Origin of the sequence: Cedecea davisae (assembly GCF_044095835.1) — a bacterium.
In the GTDB taxonomy this organism is placed as follows: Bacteria; Pseudomonadota; Gammaproteobacteria; order Enterobacterales; family Enterobacteriaceae; genus Cedecea; species Cedecea davisae.
Genome location: NZ_CP172054.1, coordinates 573,390 through 589,438, shown reverse-complemented (window position 1 = coordinate 589,438; position 16,049 = coordinate 573,390). Strand labels below are relative to the sequence as shown.

Here is a 16,049-nt window from a genome sequence, read left to right as displayed (position 1 = left end):
ATTGAATCGCCGTCCTGATGCTTGCCGGGCGGCAATAAATCAACGGGCAGGAAACCCTGCCCGTAACAATTACTTCTTAGCGCGCTCTTCGAGCATCGCTACTGCTGGCAGAACTTTGCCTTCCACGAACTCGAGGAATGCGCCGCCGCCGGTAGAGATGTAGGAAATTTTGTCTGCGATACCGAACAGGTCGATAGCCGCCAGAGTGTCGCCGCCGCCTGCGATAGAGAAGGCTTCGCTGTCGGCGATAGCGCGAGCAACGATTTCGGTACCTTTACGGAAGTTCGGGAATTCAAACACGCCAACCGGGCCATTCCACAGAATGGTTTTTGCGTTTTTCAGGATCTCAGCCAGTTTCTCAGCGGAAACATCGCCCATATCCAGGATCTGCTCTTCATCTTTGATGTCAGCAACAGATTTCAGGGTCGCGGTTGCGGTTTCGGAGAACTCGGTCGCTACGCGCACGTCGGTAGGAACCGGAATATCGCAACGGGTCAGCAGTTCTTTGGCAGTATCAACCAGGTCTGCTTCATACAGGGATTTACCTACGTTGTGGCCCTGGGCTGCAACGAAGGTGTTAGCGATACCGCCGCCAACGATCAGCTGGTCAGCAATTTTGGACAGGGAGTCCAGCACGGTCAGTTTGGTAGAAACTTTAGAACCACCAACGATAGCAACCATTGGGCGAGCCGGCTCTTTCAGAGCTTTGCCCAGCGCTTCCAGTTCGTCTGCCAGCAGCGGGCCTGCACAGGCAACGTCAGCAAATTTAGCGATACCATGGGTAGAAGCCTGCGCGCGGTGTGCGGTGCCAAAGGCATCCATTACGAATACGTCACACAGAGCGGCATATTTTTTGGACAGCGCTTCGTCGTCTTTCTTTTCGCCTTTGTTAAAGCGAACGTTTTCCAGAACAACCAGCTCACCCTCGGCAACTTCAACGCCATCCAGATAGTCTTTGACCAGGCGAACCGGGTTAGACAGTTTGTCTTTCAGGTAGTTAACAACCGGCAGCAGAGAGAATTCTTCGTTGTACTCGCCTTCGGTCGGACGACCCAGGTGAGAAGTTACCATGACTTTTGCGCCCTGTTTCAGAGCCAGTTCAATGGTCGGCAGAGAAGCACGAATACGCGCGTCGCTGGTGACTTTCCCGTCTTTAACCGGCACGTTCAGATCGGCACGGATGAAAACGCGTTTACCAGCCAGATCCAAATCGGTCATCTTAATTACAGACATGGTGAATCCTCTCGTTGATTCTTAAAGTTTTGCAGACGCAACCTGCGCCTTACCTGAAATCCATTGAGCCATAACCAACGTGGTGTCGAGCATCCTGTTGGCGAAGCCCCATTCGTTATCACACCAGACTAGTGTTTTAATCAGATGTTGCCCACTGACCCGCGTTTGCGTGCCGTCAACGATGGCACTGTGCGGATCGTGGTTAAAATCAGTCGAGACCAACGGTAATTCCGTATAGTCAACTATACCATGAAATGCTTCTCGCGCCGCTTTTTGCAGCAACTGGTTGACTTCACAGGCATTTACTGAATTTTTCACCGTGACGCTTAAATCAATCGCCGTGACGTTTATCGTCGGTACGCGTACCGCAATGGCCTCAAAACGGTCATTAAACTGTGGGAAAATACGCGTAATACCGGCCGCAAGACGCGTATCCACCGGAATGATCGACTGGCTTGCCGCACGGGTACGCCGTAAGTCGGGATGATAAGCGTCAATAACCTGCTGGTCGTGCATCGCCGAGTGAATGGTGGTTACCGTCCCGGACTCGATGCCAAAGGAATCATCCAGCAGTTTAATAATCGGAATAATGCAGTTTGTGGTGCAGGAGGCATTGGAGACGATGCGATGGTTATCTTCCACCAGCTCATGGTTAACCCCGAAGACCACGGTGGCGTCGAGGTCGTTACCGCCGGGATGCGAGAACAGCACCTTTTTCGCACCTGCGGCCAGGTGAGCTTCGCCATCGGCACGCGAGCCGAACACGCCGGTGCAATCCAGCACGATATCAACGCCCAGTTCACGCCACGGCAGCGCCTCAATGGTGGGCTCATGCAGCAGGCGAATACTGTCATCGCCGACAAACAGGACGTCACGCTCTTCGCGCACGTCCCACGCAAAGCGGCCATGGCTGGTGTCGTACTTCAACAGATGCGCGATACCCGCAGCATCCGCCAGTTCGTTGATTGCTACCACGGTGATTTCCGCACGGCGACCAGATTCGTACAAAGCACGTACCACGTTGCGCCCAATGCGACCGAAGCCATTAATAGCGATGCGTACGGTCATATCTCTCCTGCCAGAATCCCTGGGATTAAGTGGCTGACAGAGTAATCCAGCAACCGCCCGAGGGGAATCCTCGCACTCATGAAACTGCACTTGTTTGCTTAATTGTCGAACATTTATTCGACTGAAACGCTTCAGCTATGTTAAGCCAAAGCGGGAATAAAAGGAACGATACCCCATTACGGTCGCACCAACTTCTGACGCACGTCACAGTTTTAGTGGAATAACTGCAACGGATAAAGGCAGCGGTGGAATAACGAACAGCACAATCATGGAATAATTGGCATAAAAAAGGGCCGCCGAAGCGACCCCTTTATCTGACGAGACTGATTACAGAATCGCTTTAGCCTGTTTCACCACGTTCTCAACGGTGAAGCCAAACTCTTCGAACAGCAATTCTGCTGGAGCAGACTCACCGAAGGTCGTCATCCCAACGATAGCGCCGTTCAGGCCAACGTATTTGAACCAGTAGTCGGCAATGCCGGCTTCGATGGCTACGCGAGCAGAAACGGCTTTCGGCAGCACGGACTCACGGTAAGCGGCATCCTGCTTGTCGAACGCGTCGGTGGACGGCATGGAAACCACGCGGGCCTTGACGCCTTCGGCAGTCAGCTGATCCCATGCGGCAACGGCCAGCTCAACTTCGGAACCGGTCGCAATGAAGATAAGCTCTGGCTGACCAGCGCAATCTTTCAGCACGTAACCGCCGCGGGCGATGTCTTTCAACTGCTGCTCGGTACGATCCTGCTGAGCCAGGTTCTGACGGGAGAGGATAAGCGCAGTCGGGCCATCGTGACGCTCAACGCCGTATTTCCACGCTACCGCAGACTCAACCTGGTCACACGGACGCCAGGTGCTCATGTTAGGCGTTACGCGCAGGGAAGCAACCTGCTCAACCGGCTGGTGAGTCGGGCCATCTTCGCCCAGACCGATGGAGTCGTGGGTGTAAACCATCACCTGGCGCTGCTTCATCAGCGCGGCCATACGCACCGCGTTACGGGCATACTCCACAAACATCAGGAAGGTAGAGGTGTACGGCAGGAAGCCACCGTGCAGGGAGATACCGTTGGCGATAGCGGTCATACCGAATTCACGCACGCCGTAATGGATATAGTTCCCGGCGGTATCTTCGTTGATAGCTTTAGAACCAGACCACAGGGTCAGGTTAGACGGAGCCAGGTCAGCAGAACCGCCCAGGAATTCTGGCAGCAGCGGGCCGAAGGCTTCGATAGCATTCTGGGACGCTTTACGGCTGGCAATCTTGGACGGATTAGCCTGCAGCTTAGCGATGAATTCGTTCGCTTTCGCGTCGAAGTCCGCCGGCATTTCACCCTTCATACGGCGAGTGAATTCAGCGGCTTCCTGCGGGAAGGCTTTAGCATAAGCGGCGAACTTCTCGTTCCAGGCCGCTTCTTTGGCCTGGCCCGCTTCTTTCGCATCCCACTGAGCATAGATGTCAGAAGGAATTTCGAATGGAGCGTGCTTCCAGCCCAGCGCTTCACGGGTCAGCGCAATCTCTGCGTCGCCCAGAGGCGCGCCGTGGGAGTCGTGAGTACCCGCTTTGTTCGGGGAGCCGAAACCGATGATGGTTTTGCACATCAGCAGGGATGGCTTGTCGGTTACCGCGCGAGCTTCTTCTACCGCACGTTTGATAGCGTCGGCATCGTGGCCGTCTACGCCGCGCACAACGTGCCAGCCGTAGGCTTCAAAGCGTTTAGCGGTATCGTCGGTGAACCAGCCTTCAACGTGGCCGTCGATGGAGATGCCGTTGTCATCGTAGAACGCGACCAGTTTACCCAGCTTAAGGGTACCGGCCAGGGAGCAAACCTCGTGAGAGATGCCTTCCATCATGCAGCCATCACCCAGGAATGTGTAGGTGAAGTGATCCACGATGTCGTGACCCGGGCGGTTGAACTGCGCTGCCAGCGTTTTTTCAGCGATAGCCATACCGACCGCGTTCGCAACGCCCTGACCCAGCGGGCCAGTAGTGGTTTCTACACCGGCGGTATAGCCCACTTCCGGGTGACCCGGGGTTTTGGAGTGCAGCTGACGGAAGTTTTTCAGTTCTTCAATCGGCAGGGCATAACCGGTGAGATGCAGCAGGCTGTAAATCAGCATAGAACCGTGGCCGTTGGACAGCACGAAGCGGTCGCGATCGGCCCAGGACGGGTTCTGCGGGTTATGGTTCAGGAAATCACGCCACAGGACTTCGGCAATGTCGGCCATACCCATAGGGGCACCCGGGTGACCGGATTTGGCTTTTTGTACTGCGTCCATGCTGAGCGCACGAATAGCATTGGCAAGCTCTTTACGAGAGGACATTTTGACTCCAGATCGGATGGTTGAAGATCGCGCCTTGACTACGATGCGTTATGGGCTACGCCCGAAAATGTGACAACAATGTACACCAGGGGAATGGTCATGTACATGCGGCGTGCCGTTGACAGGGTAAGAAATCTCTGGATAACGCTCGCAAGTTGCGCAACCTGATGCGCAGGCCATTTATTCTTCTTTATACTAAGTCTGGAGCCGCCCCGCCTGCGGTAAATCCGACTCTGTTTTTACCTATTATAAAGAAAGGAAAATGGCCATGAAGATGCGCCCAATATTACTGAGCCTGAGCGTCGCTGCCCTGCTGAGCGGCTGCCAGGGAATGGATTCCAACGGGCTACTGACCTCGGGGGCCGAAGCATTCCAGGCCTACACTTTAAGCGACGCCCAGGTGAAGGCCCTGAGCGACGAAGCCTGCCAGCAGCAGGACAGCAAAGCCACTCTCGCTCCGGCAAACAGCCCTTATACCCAGCGTCTGAACAAGATTGCCTCCGCGCTTGGGGACAACATCAACGGACTGCCGGTGAACTACAAGGTATACGTCACCAAAGACGTGAATGCCTTCGCCATGGCTAACGGCTGCATCCGGGTTTACAGCGGCCTGATGGATATGATGGACGACAACGAAGTCGAAGCGGTGATTGGCCACGAAATGGGGCACGTTGCGCTTGGCCACGTGAAGAAGGGTATGCAGGTCGCGCTCGGCACTAACGCGGCTCGCGTGGCGGCGGCTTCGGCAGGCGGCGTAATCGGCAACCTGTCACAATCTCAGTTGGGGGATTTAGGCGAAAAACTGGTGAACGCTCAGTTCTCTCAGCGCCAGGAATCAGAAGCGGACGACTACTCTTACGATCTGTTGCGCAAGCGCGGTATTAATCCGCTTGGTCTCGCCACCAGTTTTGAGAAGCTGGCTAAGCTGGACGAAGGTCGCCAAAGCTCGATGCTGGACGATCATCCGGCCTCGGCGGCACGCGCTCAGCACATTCGCGACCGCATGGCGGCGGACGGGATTCAGTAATTAAGCAGGAGGCATATTTGCCTCCTTTATGATATTGCAACGAGTTCACCCTGCCCCTGAATATCTGCCTGCTTTCTCCCCGAGCGTACGGGGAGAAAGTCAGGTTGGCAGCACGGCGCAGTGCTCAGTAAAGCGTCTTCTGCGGCGGCCCGGCAAACTTCAGCGCGCCAATCTGCCCCATTCGCACTTCCACCACCGAAGGTCCCGGCATCGCCAGAGCCTCCGTCATCACCGCATCAAAATCCTCGGCCCGCTCCACACTCCAGGCTTGTAATCCTATCGCCTGCGCCAGCAGGGTAAAGTCCGGCGTATGCAGTTCGTTATAATACTGCCGCCCGCCGAAATACTTATCCTGAATGCCACGCATCACGCCGTAACCGCCGTCGTTCATCACCAGCAGCGTGACGTTGGCTTTCTCCTGTGCCAACGTCGCCAGTTCCCCCAGGTTCAGGCTCAGCCCGCCATCACCGACCAGCCCCACCACTTTACGTTGTGGATTAGCAATTGCGGTGCCAATGGCCATCGGCAGGCCCATACCGATAGCCCCCGCCAGGGAATGGATGTTCATCAATGGCCCGTGAGCACGGAACAGGCGACTGCCCCACAGACTGCCGGAAACGGTGATATCGCGAACCAGCAGGCCGTCCGCCGGTAATGCTTTCTCAATAGCATCGTTGAGCTTCGCATAAGCACCGCACTGTTCCCGCAGCCCCTGATCCGCTTTTGCAACCGCCTCCTGCACCTGAGCATCCCACCGGGCGCTGCCCCATTCACGCCCCTGTGCTTTATCCGCCAGAGCGGCTAGCAGCGCAGAACAATCAGCCACAAGCGTATTATCCATAAGATAGTTACGGCTCGCCGCCGCTGGATCGATATCAACCTGCACGCGTGGATGCGGCAGTTCAAGCGTCCAGGAGCGGGTTTCATTGCTGCGCAGGCGTGAACCGGCCACCAGCGTAAAGTCGCACTGCGCGATGAGTGCCTCAACCGACGGCGAGTTATGGAACGCACGCAGGCTGGCACGATGGCCGTCCGCCAGCACGCCGCGCGCATGGGTACTGGAGATAACGGTGATCCCTGCATCCGCCAGTTTTTCCACGGCGACAGCACTTCCCAGCGCCCCGCCGCCCAGCCAGAGTAGCGGCTGTTTGGCCTGTTTTAGCTGAGCCCAGAGCGTATCGACAACCGCTGTATCAACAGTTGAAACCTGAGTTGGTTTCACCGGGACCGTCACCAGGGACAGCGGGATTTTTGCGCTCTGAATATCAATCGGGATTTCGACAGAAACCGGCCCGCACGGCGGCGTCTGCGCCTCCTGAATGGCTTTGTGCAATATTGCCATCGCCTGGTTGGCATTGCTGATGCGATACGCGCGCTTTGAACTGGCCTTCAGGAAGGTCAGCTGGTCGCGGGTTTCATGGATAAAGCCAGTATCGGCATCAAGCCAGGCCTTCTCCACCTGGCCGGTCAGGTGCAGCAGCGGCGTGCAGGCATTCATCGCCTCAACCAGCGCGCCAACCGCGTTACCTGCGCCAGCACCGGTACTCGTCAGCGCCACGCCCAGGCCGGAAAAACGCCCGTGGGCATCGGCCATAGTCACAGAGCCAGCTTCACCACGTGCCGGAACAAAGCGGATATTACCCCGCTGCCCCACCGCATCCGCTATCGGCAAATTATGAATAGAGATGACGCCATAAATGGCATCAACCTGATACTGCTCCAGCGTTCTGGCGATGGCGTCGCCGACGGTTATCATTTCACTCATTGCTCACCCTTTTATCAGTCGCACCAGTGGTTGACGCCGTTGCCCGTCGCCAGATAAATGCTCTTTTGCTGCATCCAGGCTTTCAGCCCCTGAATGCCCTTTTCGCGGCCCAGACCGCTCTCTTTAAAGCCCCCAAACGGGGTCGAAATTGCAAAGACTTTGTAGGTGTTAATCCACACCGTGCCTGCTTCCAGCTTCTCACTCAGGCGCAGAGCCCGACCGGTATCCCGCGTCCAGATACCTGCCGCAAGGCCGTAAACCGAGTCATTAGCCTCGCGAATCAACGCCGCTTCATCGCTAAAAGGCATGGCGACCAGCACCGGGCCGAAGATCTCTTCCTGGCAGGCGCGGGCGTTATTCCTCAGCCCTTCAACGATCGTAGGCTGGAAGAAACTGCCGGTTGCCAATTGCGGATCGGCAGGGATCTCCCCGCCGCATAGCACGCGGCCCCCCTCACGCTTCGCCAGTTCAACGTACTCCTGTACGCTCTGACGATGCTTCTCGTTAATCAACGGCCCCATATGCACGCCGTCAGTGAAGGGATGGCCGATGCGCAGCCCGCGAGTGATTTCCAACAGGCGCGCCATCAGTTGCGGATAAACGCTTTCATGAATAAACAGGCGTGAACCGGCGATGCATGCCTGTCCTGCCGAGCTGAAAATGCCGTAGCAGATCCCGCGTGCGGCCTGCTCAATATCAGCATCTTCCAAAACGATGGTCGGGGATTTACCGCCCAGTTCGAGCGAGGCAGGAATAAGCTTTTCTGCCGCTACGTGCGCCAGATGGCGGCCTGTGGTGGTGCCACCGGTAAAAGAGATCTTCCGTACCTTAGGGTGACGTGCCAGCGCATCGCCGATCGTCGAACCCTTGCCCGGCAATACGCTCAGCAGCCCGGCAGGCAGCCCGGCCTGTTCAAAAATACGCGCCAGCTCCAGCGCCATCAGCGGCGTGGCTTCGGCGGGCTTGAGGATCACCGCATTACCGGCTGCAATGGCCGGGGCGACTTTTTGCATTTCGCTGGCAATCGGCGAATTCCACGGCGTAATCGCTGCCACCACGCCAAGCGGCTCATAGCGGCTTAGCGTCAGTAAGTCAGCCTGCCGTGGCGTGGGCAATTCACCCTCCAGCAGCTCGCAGGCAGCAGCAAAATAGCGCGCAGTTCCCGCCGCGCTCATCACCAGCCCGCGCGCTTCCGCCAGAGGTTTACCGTTATCGCGGCTCTGCATGCGCGCCAGGTCATCGAGGCGAGACTCAATCAGATCCGCCACCCTGTGCAGGATCTTCGCGCGGTTGTGAGGCAGACTATTTCGCCATGCAGGATCGCGCCATGCGCGCTCTCCGGCCGCAATAGCATCCTGCAGATCTTCCAGACTTGCTGCGTTCAGCGTGGCGTTAAGCGAACCATCAGCAGGAAAATAACTTTGCAGCAAGTTACCGCCGCCGCGCCGCCACTGCCCGCCAATAAAAATATTCAACTCTTCCATCGTAGCTCCTCAGCGCTTTGCCAGTTCGCGGCAGGCGCGTACCGCGCTGAGTGCCGCCAGAGTGGAGGTTTTCGGATTGCTGGCAAGCGGCAGGCCGCTCAGCTCGAGATGAAACTCACCAAACCCCCCTTCGACGTGCAGCGTGTGGGTATTGCGTTTCGTGGCCGGGTCAACCATCAGCTGTACGCGGGTGTCATCCATCCCAATGCCGCCGAGCGCCACGGTCGCAGCAACGTTGGCGTTAGCCGGAAACAGGCGCGCCGCTTCACGGGCGCTGCCTTCAAAGAAAACCTGCGCTTCAGATACTGCATTAAGATCGATAAGTTGCTCAGCGTAGCTGCCGCGCCAGCTTGCCGGGCTTTTGCGCGACCGATAGGTCACTCGTTCAAGCCCGCCCTCTTTTGCCGCAGCCAGCCCATCTATACCTGCCACGGCGCCGGAGAGCAGCGTCAGGTTGCCGCCCGCATTAAGCAGGCGTTGTTCCAGCGCGCTATCTGCCAGCGCGCCGGTAGAGATCACCGCCAGATCCCAGCCTCGACGCAAAATCTCTTCGCCGTACTGCGCCACCGCCTGCTGGCTGGCACACTCCAGCACCAGGTCGGGCGTATCAGCGCACTCCATCGGCGAGGTCAGCGCCTCCACCGCACCACCAAACTGCGATCGGATCGCGGCATGGTGAGATTCACGAGCCACAATCCAGCCGATGGAAACCTGAGCAGGCAGGCGCTCAATCACCGCCTGCGCCATTGCCCCATAGCCAATTAACATGATCTTTTTCATGATGCTTCCTTACAGATGGCGACAAAAACCGCCGGAAACGTCCAGCGCGGCACCCGTGGTAAACGAGGCCAGCGGCGAGGCCAGGAACAGCAGCGCCTGGGCAGGCTCCTGCGGCTTGCCCAGGCGGGCCATAGGAATACCGCGTTTACGGGCAATATCTGCCGTCCACTCCGGCCAGCTCTGGCTTTTATCCGCACGATTTTCAAAGCGACGCTGCCACTGCCCGGACTCCACCATGCCAAGAAGAATTGAGTTCACCCGAATGCCTTTGCTCACCAGCTCTTTTGAAAGCGTAAGTGTCATGTTCAACAACGCCGCACGGGCCGCAGAGGTGGCGATCATGTGCTCCTCCGGCTGGAGTGCCAGCAGTGAGTTCACGCAGGTAATCGAGGCGATATCCGATTGCTCCAGCTGCGGCTGAAACGCCTGAACGGGGTTGATGACGCCGAACAGCTTGAGCCCGGCTTCCTGCAACCATGCCTCACGCGGAGTCTCATTGAAGTGCGCAACATAGCCCTGCCCGGCGTTGTTAATCAGCATATCCACCGCGCCAAAGCGAGATTTCACCGCATCTGCAAACGCCAGTACCTCATCAGCATTCAGCACATCGCAGCGATAAGAGAAAATCTCCCCGCTGGGGTATTCGTTTTGCAGCGCCGCATGCGCGCTGGCGAGCCGGTCCTGGTCGCGGCCACAGAGGGCGACTTTTGCCCCTTCACCCAGCAGCAGGCGCAGCGTTTCAAAGCCAATGCCGGAAGAACCGCCGGTGACTACCGCTACGCGCCCGTCAATTTGTGCATTCATCGCGCACCTCTTCGTTAATGCGTAAAAGCTGTTGGTTAAAAAACGCGTCGTTATCGATATAGCTGGCGTGCCCGGCCTGCGGAATGACGATAAACGGCATGCCATAACGCAGCGCCAACCCCTGTACCAGCTCCAGCTGCGTGATGGCATCCTGCTCACCGCACCAGACTTCAAACGCACCGGAGTAACGCTTCAGCCAACCGTGAATATCGTCGTGTACCAGCATCCAGGCAGCGGCCAGATAGCCATCGGGGTTAAGCTTGCGCATCCCCGCCGCTATCGTGGCGATATCTTCCGCACTCGCGCCGGGGCGCAGCAGCTTCGCGGCCCGGGTTTGCGCCAGAATTTCACCGCCGAGCGCCATCTGTTGCTCACGGCTGCGCCACACCTGCTCGCGCTGTTCCGCCGCGGCCTGGCCGTATCCTTGAGCGGCATCCGCCAACACCAGATGCAGTACGCGCTCCGGGTACTTCGCGGCAAACGCGCTGGCGACCAGCGCGCCCAGAGAATGGCCAACCAGCACCGCCCGCCAGATGCCAGCGCGGTCGAGCATCGCGGCCAGCGCCTCGGCATAATCCCCGGCATTCGCAGGCTCAACCGCCAGCATTGGGCTTTCGCCGTAACCGGGCATGTCCCACGCCAGCACGCGAAAACCTTTCAGCGACATCTGCTTATGCCAGGAAGCTGCGCCTGAACTGATGCCATGCAGTAACATCAGCGGAATGCCGCTTCCCTGTTCACGAAACCCCGTCATAGCGCCCCCCTAGTTCCGCTTCACTTTTGATAGCGGATGATCTTCCGGGTAGGTTGGGATATGCGGCTTCTGAGTACCGAGCATCACGCACATCAGCGCCTCTTCTTCACCGTGATTAAACAGCCCGCGATAGATACCCGGCGGCACGGAAATAAGATCGCGCTCGCGCAGCACGGTTTCGGTGTAGTTATCGCCATCCTGAATCATCAGGGTGATTTGCCCTTTGAGCATGAAGAAGACTTCCTCCACATCATCGTGCAGGTGCAGGGGTCCTTCGCACTTCGATGGCAGCACCATGGTAGAGAAGGTAAAGTGCTCCGCCTGAACGGTGTTGGTATCACTCGCCACCCCCGTCGCCCCCGTACCGATGTAACGCATCTGCGCACGGCGGTATTTCGGATCGAAATCGGCCTGAAACTTCAGCGCGTTCCAGTCATATTTACGGCCTTCGAAGCGCGCAATGCGCGACTCGACCCACTCTTCCATCGTCAGGTGTTCAGGTTTAATGCCTGGTTTTGCAGTTATGGTTGAATCAGTCATGACACTCTCCTCAGTAACGTCGCAGCAGCGGCAGTAACAGGACGCAGCCCACCGCCGCCATCACCGCCAGAAAAATCAGCCCGGAATCCATGCTGTGGGTGAAAGCAATTAATGCGCCCATCACCGCTGGCGACAGCGCGCCCGCAAAGTTTCCCAGCCCGTTGAAGATGCCGCCCGCCGTGGCGCTTACCCGTGGGTGAGTAGCCTTCGCCAGCAAGGCGAAAATGTTGGGGGCTCCGGTGCCCCACATAAAAGTGCTAAAGCCCATCGCCGCAATCACGGCCAGCGGAGTATCAAGGTGCATGACCACCACCAGCCCAATAGCCGCTCCTGCCATTGAAATAAAACAGGCGGCGGCGCGTTTATCGACCCGGTCCGAGAGCCATGCGCCAATAATCTCGCCTGCCAGCATGGCGATAAATGGCATCGACGACAGCCAGCCCGCATGCTCAAGATGAATTCCTTTACCTTTAATCAGGTAGCCGGGCAGCCAGCCGTTTATGCCCCACAGGTAGGTGAGAAACGCGATGTTAAAGATGCAGATAATCCAGAAGTGCGGGCTGACAAACAGCTCACGCCGGGCTGCTCGCCGCTCATCCTGCGAAGTCTGTGATGTTGTGGGTTTAGCCTCCAGGCGGATCCCGCGCAGGCCGATACGCACAAAGACAAGCACCGGCACGGTAAGCAGCGCCATCACGAAGAAGGTGCTCTGCCAGCCGAAGGTGTTAAGCAGCCAGAGGGAAAGCGGAAAACCAATCGCCGCGCCCACCGGCGTACCTAACAGCCACAGCATGGTTGCACGCGCCTGCAAATGCTGCGGGAAGCTATGGCGAACAATAGCGAACGCCAGCGGGAACAGCGGTCCTTCCGCGACGCCCAGCAGGATGCGCAGCACAATCATTAACGTGTAGTTGTGGGTAAAGCCCATCGCCACCATCAGCACGCACCATACCGCCATCATTCCGGTGAGCAGGCGCAGCGGCGCAATTTTGTCCCCCAGCCCGCTTAAAAAGACCGACGAAAAGCCGTAGCTGAGCAGGAAGGCACTCATCAGAATGCCAAGGCGCGTAGTATCAAAATCAATGCCCATCGCCTGCTGGAAATGGCTATCGGAAAATAGCGCCGCAATGCTGATTTTGTCGAAAAACGCCAGCAGTACGCAGGCCAGCAGCGACAGCGGAATAGCCCAGCGTACGGCACCTTCAGGCGTACGGGTGCCCTCACCGCTGGCCTCAACGGGCGCGGTGTTGGTCTCAAATGTGGTCATGTGTCCCCCTACGGGTACGGGTTTGCTATCGCAATGACATCAATGAAAAAGTCGGGTCGGTAAGCGGCACGTCCGATAAGTCCCGCCCCGCCGCCATCCAGCGTTTCGCCAGCTTGACCGTGCGCGCATCATTAAACGCCACCAGTTGAGTCAGTCGCCCGTTCTCATCCAGCGAGAAGAACAGCGAATCTTCACGTATAGCCGTTTTGCTGCCCGAGTCTGGAATACCGAGGATCTGGATATTGTGCTGATATTGATCCGACCACAGCCACGGCGCGTCGTCGTAGCCCGGCGCATCCGGGTTAAGCATCGCTTTGGCCGTCGCCACCGCATGATTCTGGGCAAATGCCCATGATTGAATGCACAGTCCGAAATGATGGTGCTGCGCCACATCGCCCGCAGCAAAGATGAAAGGATCGGATGTGCGGCCCTGCGCATCAACGACAATCCCGCGTTCGGTTTTAAGCCCTGCGTCGCGCGCCAGTTCCAGATTGAGATCGACGCCGATCCCAACCACAACGGCGTCGAAGGTTTCACGTTTACCGCCGCAGTAAATGACCGGCAGACCGTTATTACCCTCAAGCTCCAGCGGGCCGCAGCCGGTACGGATATCCACGCCCTGCTCGCGATGGATTGCGGCTAATCGCTGAGAAACCTCACCGCTTACGGAACGCATGCACAGCGCAGCCTGCTGTTCGAACACCGTGACCACCACGCCGCTTTTGCGCGCGGAGGCAGCAATCTCCAGGCCGATCCAGCCGCCGCCGACAATCGCCAGCGTTTTGCTTTCGGCCAGACGCGCTTTCAGGCGCTGAGCATCCCGCCAGTGGCGCAGAGTGTAGACCTGAGGATGGTTCATCCATGCTTCACCCGGTAGACGCGCCCGCCCTCCGGTGGCGATCAAGAGGATGTTGTACCCAAGAGACTCGCCGTTGCTTAAACGCACCCTTTTCGCATCACGATCGATGGATTCAGCGCGCAAAGGGCGATACCAGGTCAGGTTCAGCGCGCTTTGTGCCTCTTCAGAAAACAGGCGCGGCAGCGCGGCATCGGGTTCCAGCAGCGAAGCTTTGGAGAGCGGCGGGCGCTCGTAGAAATCCCACTCTTCTTCCGCCACTACGCAAATCTCGCCTTGAAAACCTTCATCACGCAGCGTTTTTGCCGCCCAGCCGCCCGCCTGGCCGCCGCCAATAATGACAATGCGCGACGTCATACCGCCTCCAGCTTTTTCTGCTGGCGGCGGGTGTCATGGTCGATTCCGCCTTCCACCGCCCATTCTGTAAAGGAGATCAGAGAGTGCTCAAGCTCGCGCGGCTGCCAGTTTTCGGTCAGGTAATCATCGTTGGTGTAATACTCAAATGCGCCGCCCGTCGGGCTGTTGACGTACCAGAAATAGGCTGAGGAAACCGGATGGCGCCCGGGTCCAATAAAGGTGCTCCAGTTATTTTTGTTCATCGCAATCCCACCGCCGATCACCTCGTGAATATCACGAACGGTAAAGGCCACATGGTTGAGCCCGCGCTTGCGGTTTGGCAGCTGCAACAGGAAGAGATTGTGATGGCCGCCGCGCACGCCGCAGCGCAGGAACACGGCGCGATTGATGTAGCGATCGGAAACCTCAAAGCCCAGTACTTCGCGGTAGAACTTCTCTACCTCAGCAAGCTCTTCGACGAAGAACACAACGTGGCCAACATTGATTGGCTGGGCGCTCCCGTAAACCGGGCTCGGCGTATCAACGCGGCGCACGTCGCCCCACTGATTAATGGGTTCAACAATCAGGTCAACCGGCTTCTGCTGGCTCACCTGCACGCGCAGGGTCATGCCATTTGGGTCGAGGCACTCCAGCGCACCGTCAACTTCGCAAAAACCGGGCTGGGATTGCAGCTTCGGACGCAAGGCATCCAGGTCTGCCTTCGTGGCGACCGCCCAGGTCATGCGTCGCAGGGTGTTGCCTGCTTCAAACGCAGGCGGCAGATCCGGGCTATCAATTGCATTTAGCTCCACGCGCGCGCCGCTTAAGGTGGTAAAGCACCGGCCGTCAGCATCGCCCGCCAGGCCAAAATCATGCATAAATTTGGCGCAGTGCGTCAGGTTATCAACGCCAAATTCCAGCTTTTCAATTCCGGTTATACTCATCGTTCGTTGCCTCATCTGGCCCAAATTGGGCGTAAAACATGCCCGACGCAGTTAAGCGCCTGACGTTAACTCACTGATTTAGCTGGCCTGTGACAAATAACCTAAGAAGCCAGAAATTTTATCGGCCGCCAGACGAACGTCGTTTTGCAGACGTTCACGGTCCGTTTGCGGGATCTCTTCCGACGGCACGAGAATGCTGACTACCGCTGCTACACGCCCGCTGCGGTCATACACCGGATAAACAATGGAGGAGATACCGTGGCGGAAGAAAGATTCGCCGATCACATAGCCGCGGGCTTTGTCCTGCTGCACCATCTGCCACAGGGCTTCGCGGTCGTGAAGCTGCCCGGGCGTGTTGCCAGGCAAGCGCACGTGCGGGAACAACTGTTCAAAGTCAGCGCGAGAAATATCGGTTAACAACATGCGCCCCAGCGACGTGCAGTGCACGGGTAAACGGGTGCCAATACTGACCTGATTGATGCGCGAACCGGCAGCGCTGACGCGAGCGATGTAGATGATGTCCCGCCCGTCCCGAATAGCCAAATGACTGCTGCACTGGCTGATGTCCCGCAGCTGTTCAATCACCGGCTGGCCCACCTGCGCCACATCCAGCGAGGCGATGTACTCAAAGCCCAGCCGCAGCACATTCATGCCCAGCGAGAAGGTATTAGTGCGCGTATTACGCTCCAGAAAACCCATGTACTCCAGCGTCTGCACCACGCGGTAGGCGGTTGCTTTCGGCATATCCACCAGCCGGTGCAGCTCGGCAAAGGTCAGTTCGCGATGCTGCTCGCCGAAGGCCAGCAGCAGCTGTAGCCCGCGCTCAAGCCCCGGCACCAGATACTTCACTTCCTGATCGTTTGCCATAATCG

General features: G+C 57.7%; 14 protein-coding genes. 1 reads left to right on the top strand and 13 read right to left on the bottom strand.

From position 1 onward, the window contains the following. Positions 1–69 precede the first annotated feature (69 nt). From pgk to tkt, 3 genes are all read right to left on the bottom strand, one after another. Positions 70–1,233: a phosphoglycerate kinase gene (gene pgk / locus ACG1VR_RS03295; RefSeq protein WP_016538131.1), complete on the bottom strand. Its 1,164-nt coding sequence runs from the start codon at positions 1,231–1,233 to the stop codon at positions 70–72. Positions 1,234–1,254: 21 nt separating this feature from the next. Next, positions 1,255–2,301 (bottom strand): erythrose-4-phosphate dehydrogenase, encoded by a 1,047-nt coding sequence (epd, locus tag ACG1VR_RS03290; protein WP_016538132.1) that lies wholly within the window; start codon positions 2,299–2,301, stop codon positions 1,255–1,257. Positions 2,302–2,628: 327 nt separating this feature from the next. Next, positions 2,629–4,620 carry a transketolase gene (tkt, locus tag ACG1VR_RS03285; RefSeq protein WP_016538133.1) on the bottom strand — a complete coding sequence of 664 codons (1,992 nt, stop codon included), beginning with the start codon at positions 4,618–4,620 and terminating at the stop codon, positions 2,629–2,631. 268 nt (positions 4,621–4,888) lie between these two features. Between tkt and ACG1VR_RS03280 the strand changes: the two genes are divergently transcribed. Further along, a complete protein-coding gene (locus ACG1VR_RS03280; RefSeq protein WP_395490201.1) occupies positions 4,889–5,647 on the top strand; it encodes a M48 family metallopeptidase in 759 nt (252 codons plus the stop codon). A gap of 124 nt (positions 5,648–5,771) precedes the next feature. Here the strand turns inward: ACG1VR_RS03280 and ACG1VR_RS03275 are convergent, their stop codons facing one another. The 10 genes from ACG1VR_RS03275 to ACG1VR_RS03230 all read right to left on the bottom strand — a co-directional run bounded on the left by ACG1VR_RS03275 (position 5,772) and on the right by ACG1VR_RS03230 (position 16,044). Beyond that, positions 5,772–7,412: a thiamine pyrophosphate-binding protein gene (locus tag ACG1VR_RS03275; protein ID WP_395490200.1), complete on the bottom strand. Its 1,641-nt coding sequence runs from the start codon at positions 7,410–7,412 to the stop codon at positions 5,772–5,774. A gap of 14 nt (positions 7,413–7,426) precedes the next feature. Next, positions 7,427–8,896 (bottom strand): aldehyde dehydrogenase, encoded by a 1,470-nt coding sequence (locus tag ACG1VR_RS03270; RefSeq protein ID WP_395490199.1) that lies wholly within the window; start codon positions 8,894–8,896, stop codon positions 7,427–7,429. A gap of 9 nt (positions 8,897–8,905) precedes the next feature. Further along, positions 8,906–9,676 carry an aspartate dehydrogenase gene (locus ACG1VR_RS03265; RefSeq protein WP_172569014.1) on the bottom strand — a complete coding sequence of 257 codons (771 nt, stop codon included), beginning with the start codon at positions 9,674–9,676 and terminating at the stop codon, positions 8,906–8,908. Positions 9,677–9,685: 9 nt separating this feature from the next. Next, positions 9,686–10,480, bottom strand: a complete 795-nt coding sequence (locus ACG1VR_RS03260; protein ID WP_395490198.1) for an SDR family oxidoreductase — start codon at positions 10,478–10,480, stop codon at positions 9,686–9,688. Beyond that, on the bottom strand, positions 10,464–11,234 hold the full coding sequence (locus tag ACG1VR_RS03255; protein ID WP_395490197.1) for an alpha/beta fold hydrolase: 771 nt from the start codon (positions 11,232–11,234) through the stop codon (positions 10,464–10,466). Before ACG1VR_RS03255 ends, ACG1VR_RS03260 begins: the two co-directional genes overlap by 17 nt. Positions 11,235–11,243: 9 nt before the next feature. After that, positions 11,244–11,774 (bottom strand): cupin domain-containing protein, encoded by a 531-nt coding sequence (locus ACG1VR_RS03250; RefSeq protein WP_172569011.1) that lies wholly within the window; start codon positions 11,772–11,774, stop codon positions 11,244–11,246. 10 nt (positions 11,775–11,784) lie between these two features. Continuing rightward, positions 11,785–13,041 carry an MFS transporter gene (locus tag ACG1VR_RS03245; RefSeq protein WP_395490196.1) on the bottom strand — a complete coding sequence of 419 codons (1,257 nt, stop codon included), beginning with the start codon at positions 13,039–13,041 and terminating at the stop codon, positions 11,785–11,787. A 25-nt stretch (positions 13,042–13,066) separates the two neighbouring features. Next, entirely contained in the window at positions 13,067–14,254 is a 1,188-nt protein-coding gene (locus tag ACG1VR_RS03240) for an NAD(P)/FAD-dependent oxidoreductase (protein ID WP_395490195.1), read from the bottom strand. Further along, positions 14,251–15,177: a VOC family protein gene (locus ACG1VR_RS03235; RefSeq protein ID WP_395490194.1), complete on the bottom strand. Its 927-nt coding sequence runs from the start codon at positions 15,175–15,177 to the stop codon at positions 14,251–14,253. The genes ACG1VR_RS03240 and ACG1VR_RS03235 overlap by 4 nt, the downstream gene beginning before the upstream one ends. 78 nt (positions 15,178–15,255) lie before the next feature. Next, positions 15,256–16,044 (bottom strand): IclR family transcriptional regulator, encoded by a 789-nt coding sequence (locus ACG1VR_RS03230; protein ID WP_395490193.1) that lies wholly within the window; start codon positions 16,042–16,044, stop codon positions 15,256–15,258. Positions 16,045–16,049 lie beyond the last annotated feature (5 nt).

Coding starts and splice junctions, on each gene's coding strand:
- ACG1VR_RS03275 (WP_395490200.1), bottom strand. CDS start 7,412: ATGAGTGAAATGATAACCGTCGGCGACGCCATCGCCAGAACGCTGGAG.
- tkt (WP_016538133.1), bottom strand. CDS start 4,620: ATGTCCTCTCGTAAAGAGCTTGCCAATGCTATTCGTGCGCTCAGCATG.
- ACG1VR_RS03280 (WP_395490201.1), top strand. CDS start 4,889: ATGAAGATGCGCCCAATATTACTGAGCCTGAGCGTCGCTGCCCTGCTG.
- ACG1VR_RS03270 (WP_395490199.1), bottom strand. CDS start 8,896: ATGGAAGAGTTGAATATTTTTATTGGCGGGCAGTGGCGGCGCGGCGGC.
- ACG1VR_RS03240 (WP_395490195.1), bottom strand. CDS start 14,254: ATGACGTCGCGCATTGTCATTATTGGCGGCGGCCAGGCGGGCGGCTGG.
- ACG1VR_RS03260 (WP_395490198.1), bottom strand. CDS start 10,480: ATGAATGCACAAATTGACGGGCGCGTAGCGGTAGTCACCGGCGGTTCT.
- ACG1VR_RS03250 (WP_172569011.1), bottom strand. CDS start 11,774: ATGACTGATTCAACCATAACTGCAAAACCAGGCATTAAACCTGAACAC.
- pgk (WP_016538131.1), bottom strand. CDS start 1,233: ATGTCTGTAATTAAGATGACCGATTTGGATCTGGCTGGTAAACGCGTT.
- ACG1VR_RS03255 (WP_395490197.1), bottom strand. CDS start 11,234: ATGACGGGGTTTCGTGAACAGGGAAGCGGCATTCCGCTGATGTTACTG.
- ACG1VR_RS03230 (WP_395490193.1), bottom strand. CDS start 16,044: ATGGCAAACGATCAGGAAGTGAAGTATCTGGTGCCGGGGCTTGAGCGC.
- ACG1VR_RS03265 (WP_172569014.1), bottom strand. CDS start 9,676: ATGAAAAAGATCATGTTAATTGGCTATGGGGCAATGGCGCAGGCGGTG.
- ACG1VR_RS03235 (WP_395490194.1), bottom strand. CDS start 15,177: ATGAGTATAACCGGAATTGAAAAGCTGGAATTTGGCGTTGATAACCTG.
- epd (WP_016538132.1), bottom strand. CDS start 2,301: ATGACCGTACGCATCGCTATTAATGGCTTCGGTCGCATTGGGCGCAAC.
- ACG1VR_RS03245 (WP_395490196.1), bottom strand. CDS start 13,041: ATGACCACATTTGAGACCAACACCGCGCCCGTTGAGGCCAGCGGTGAG.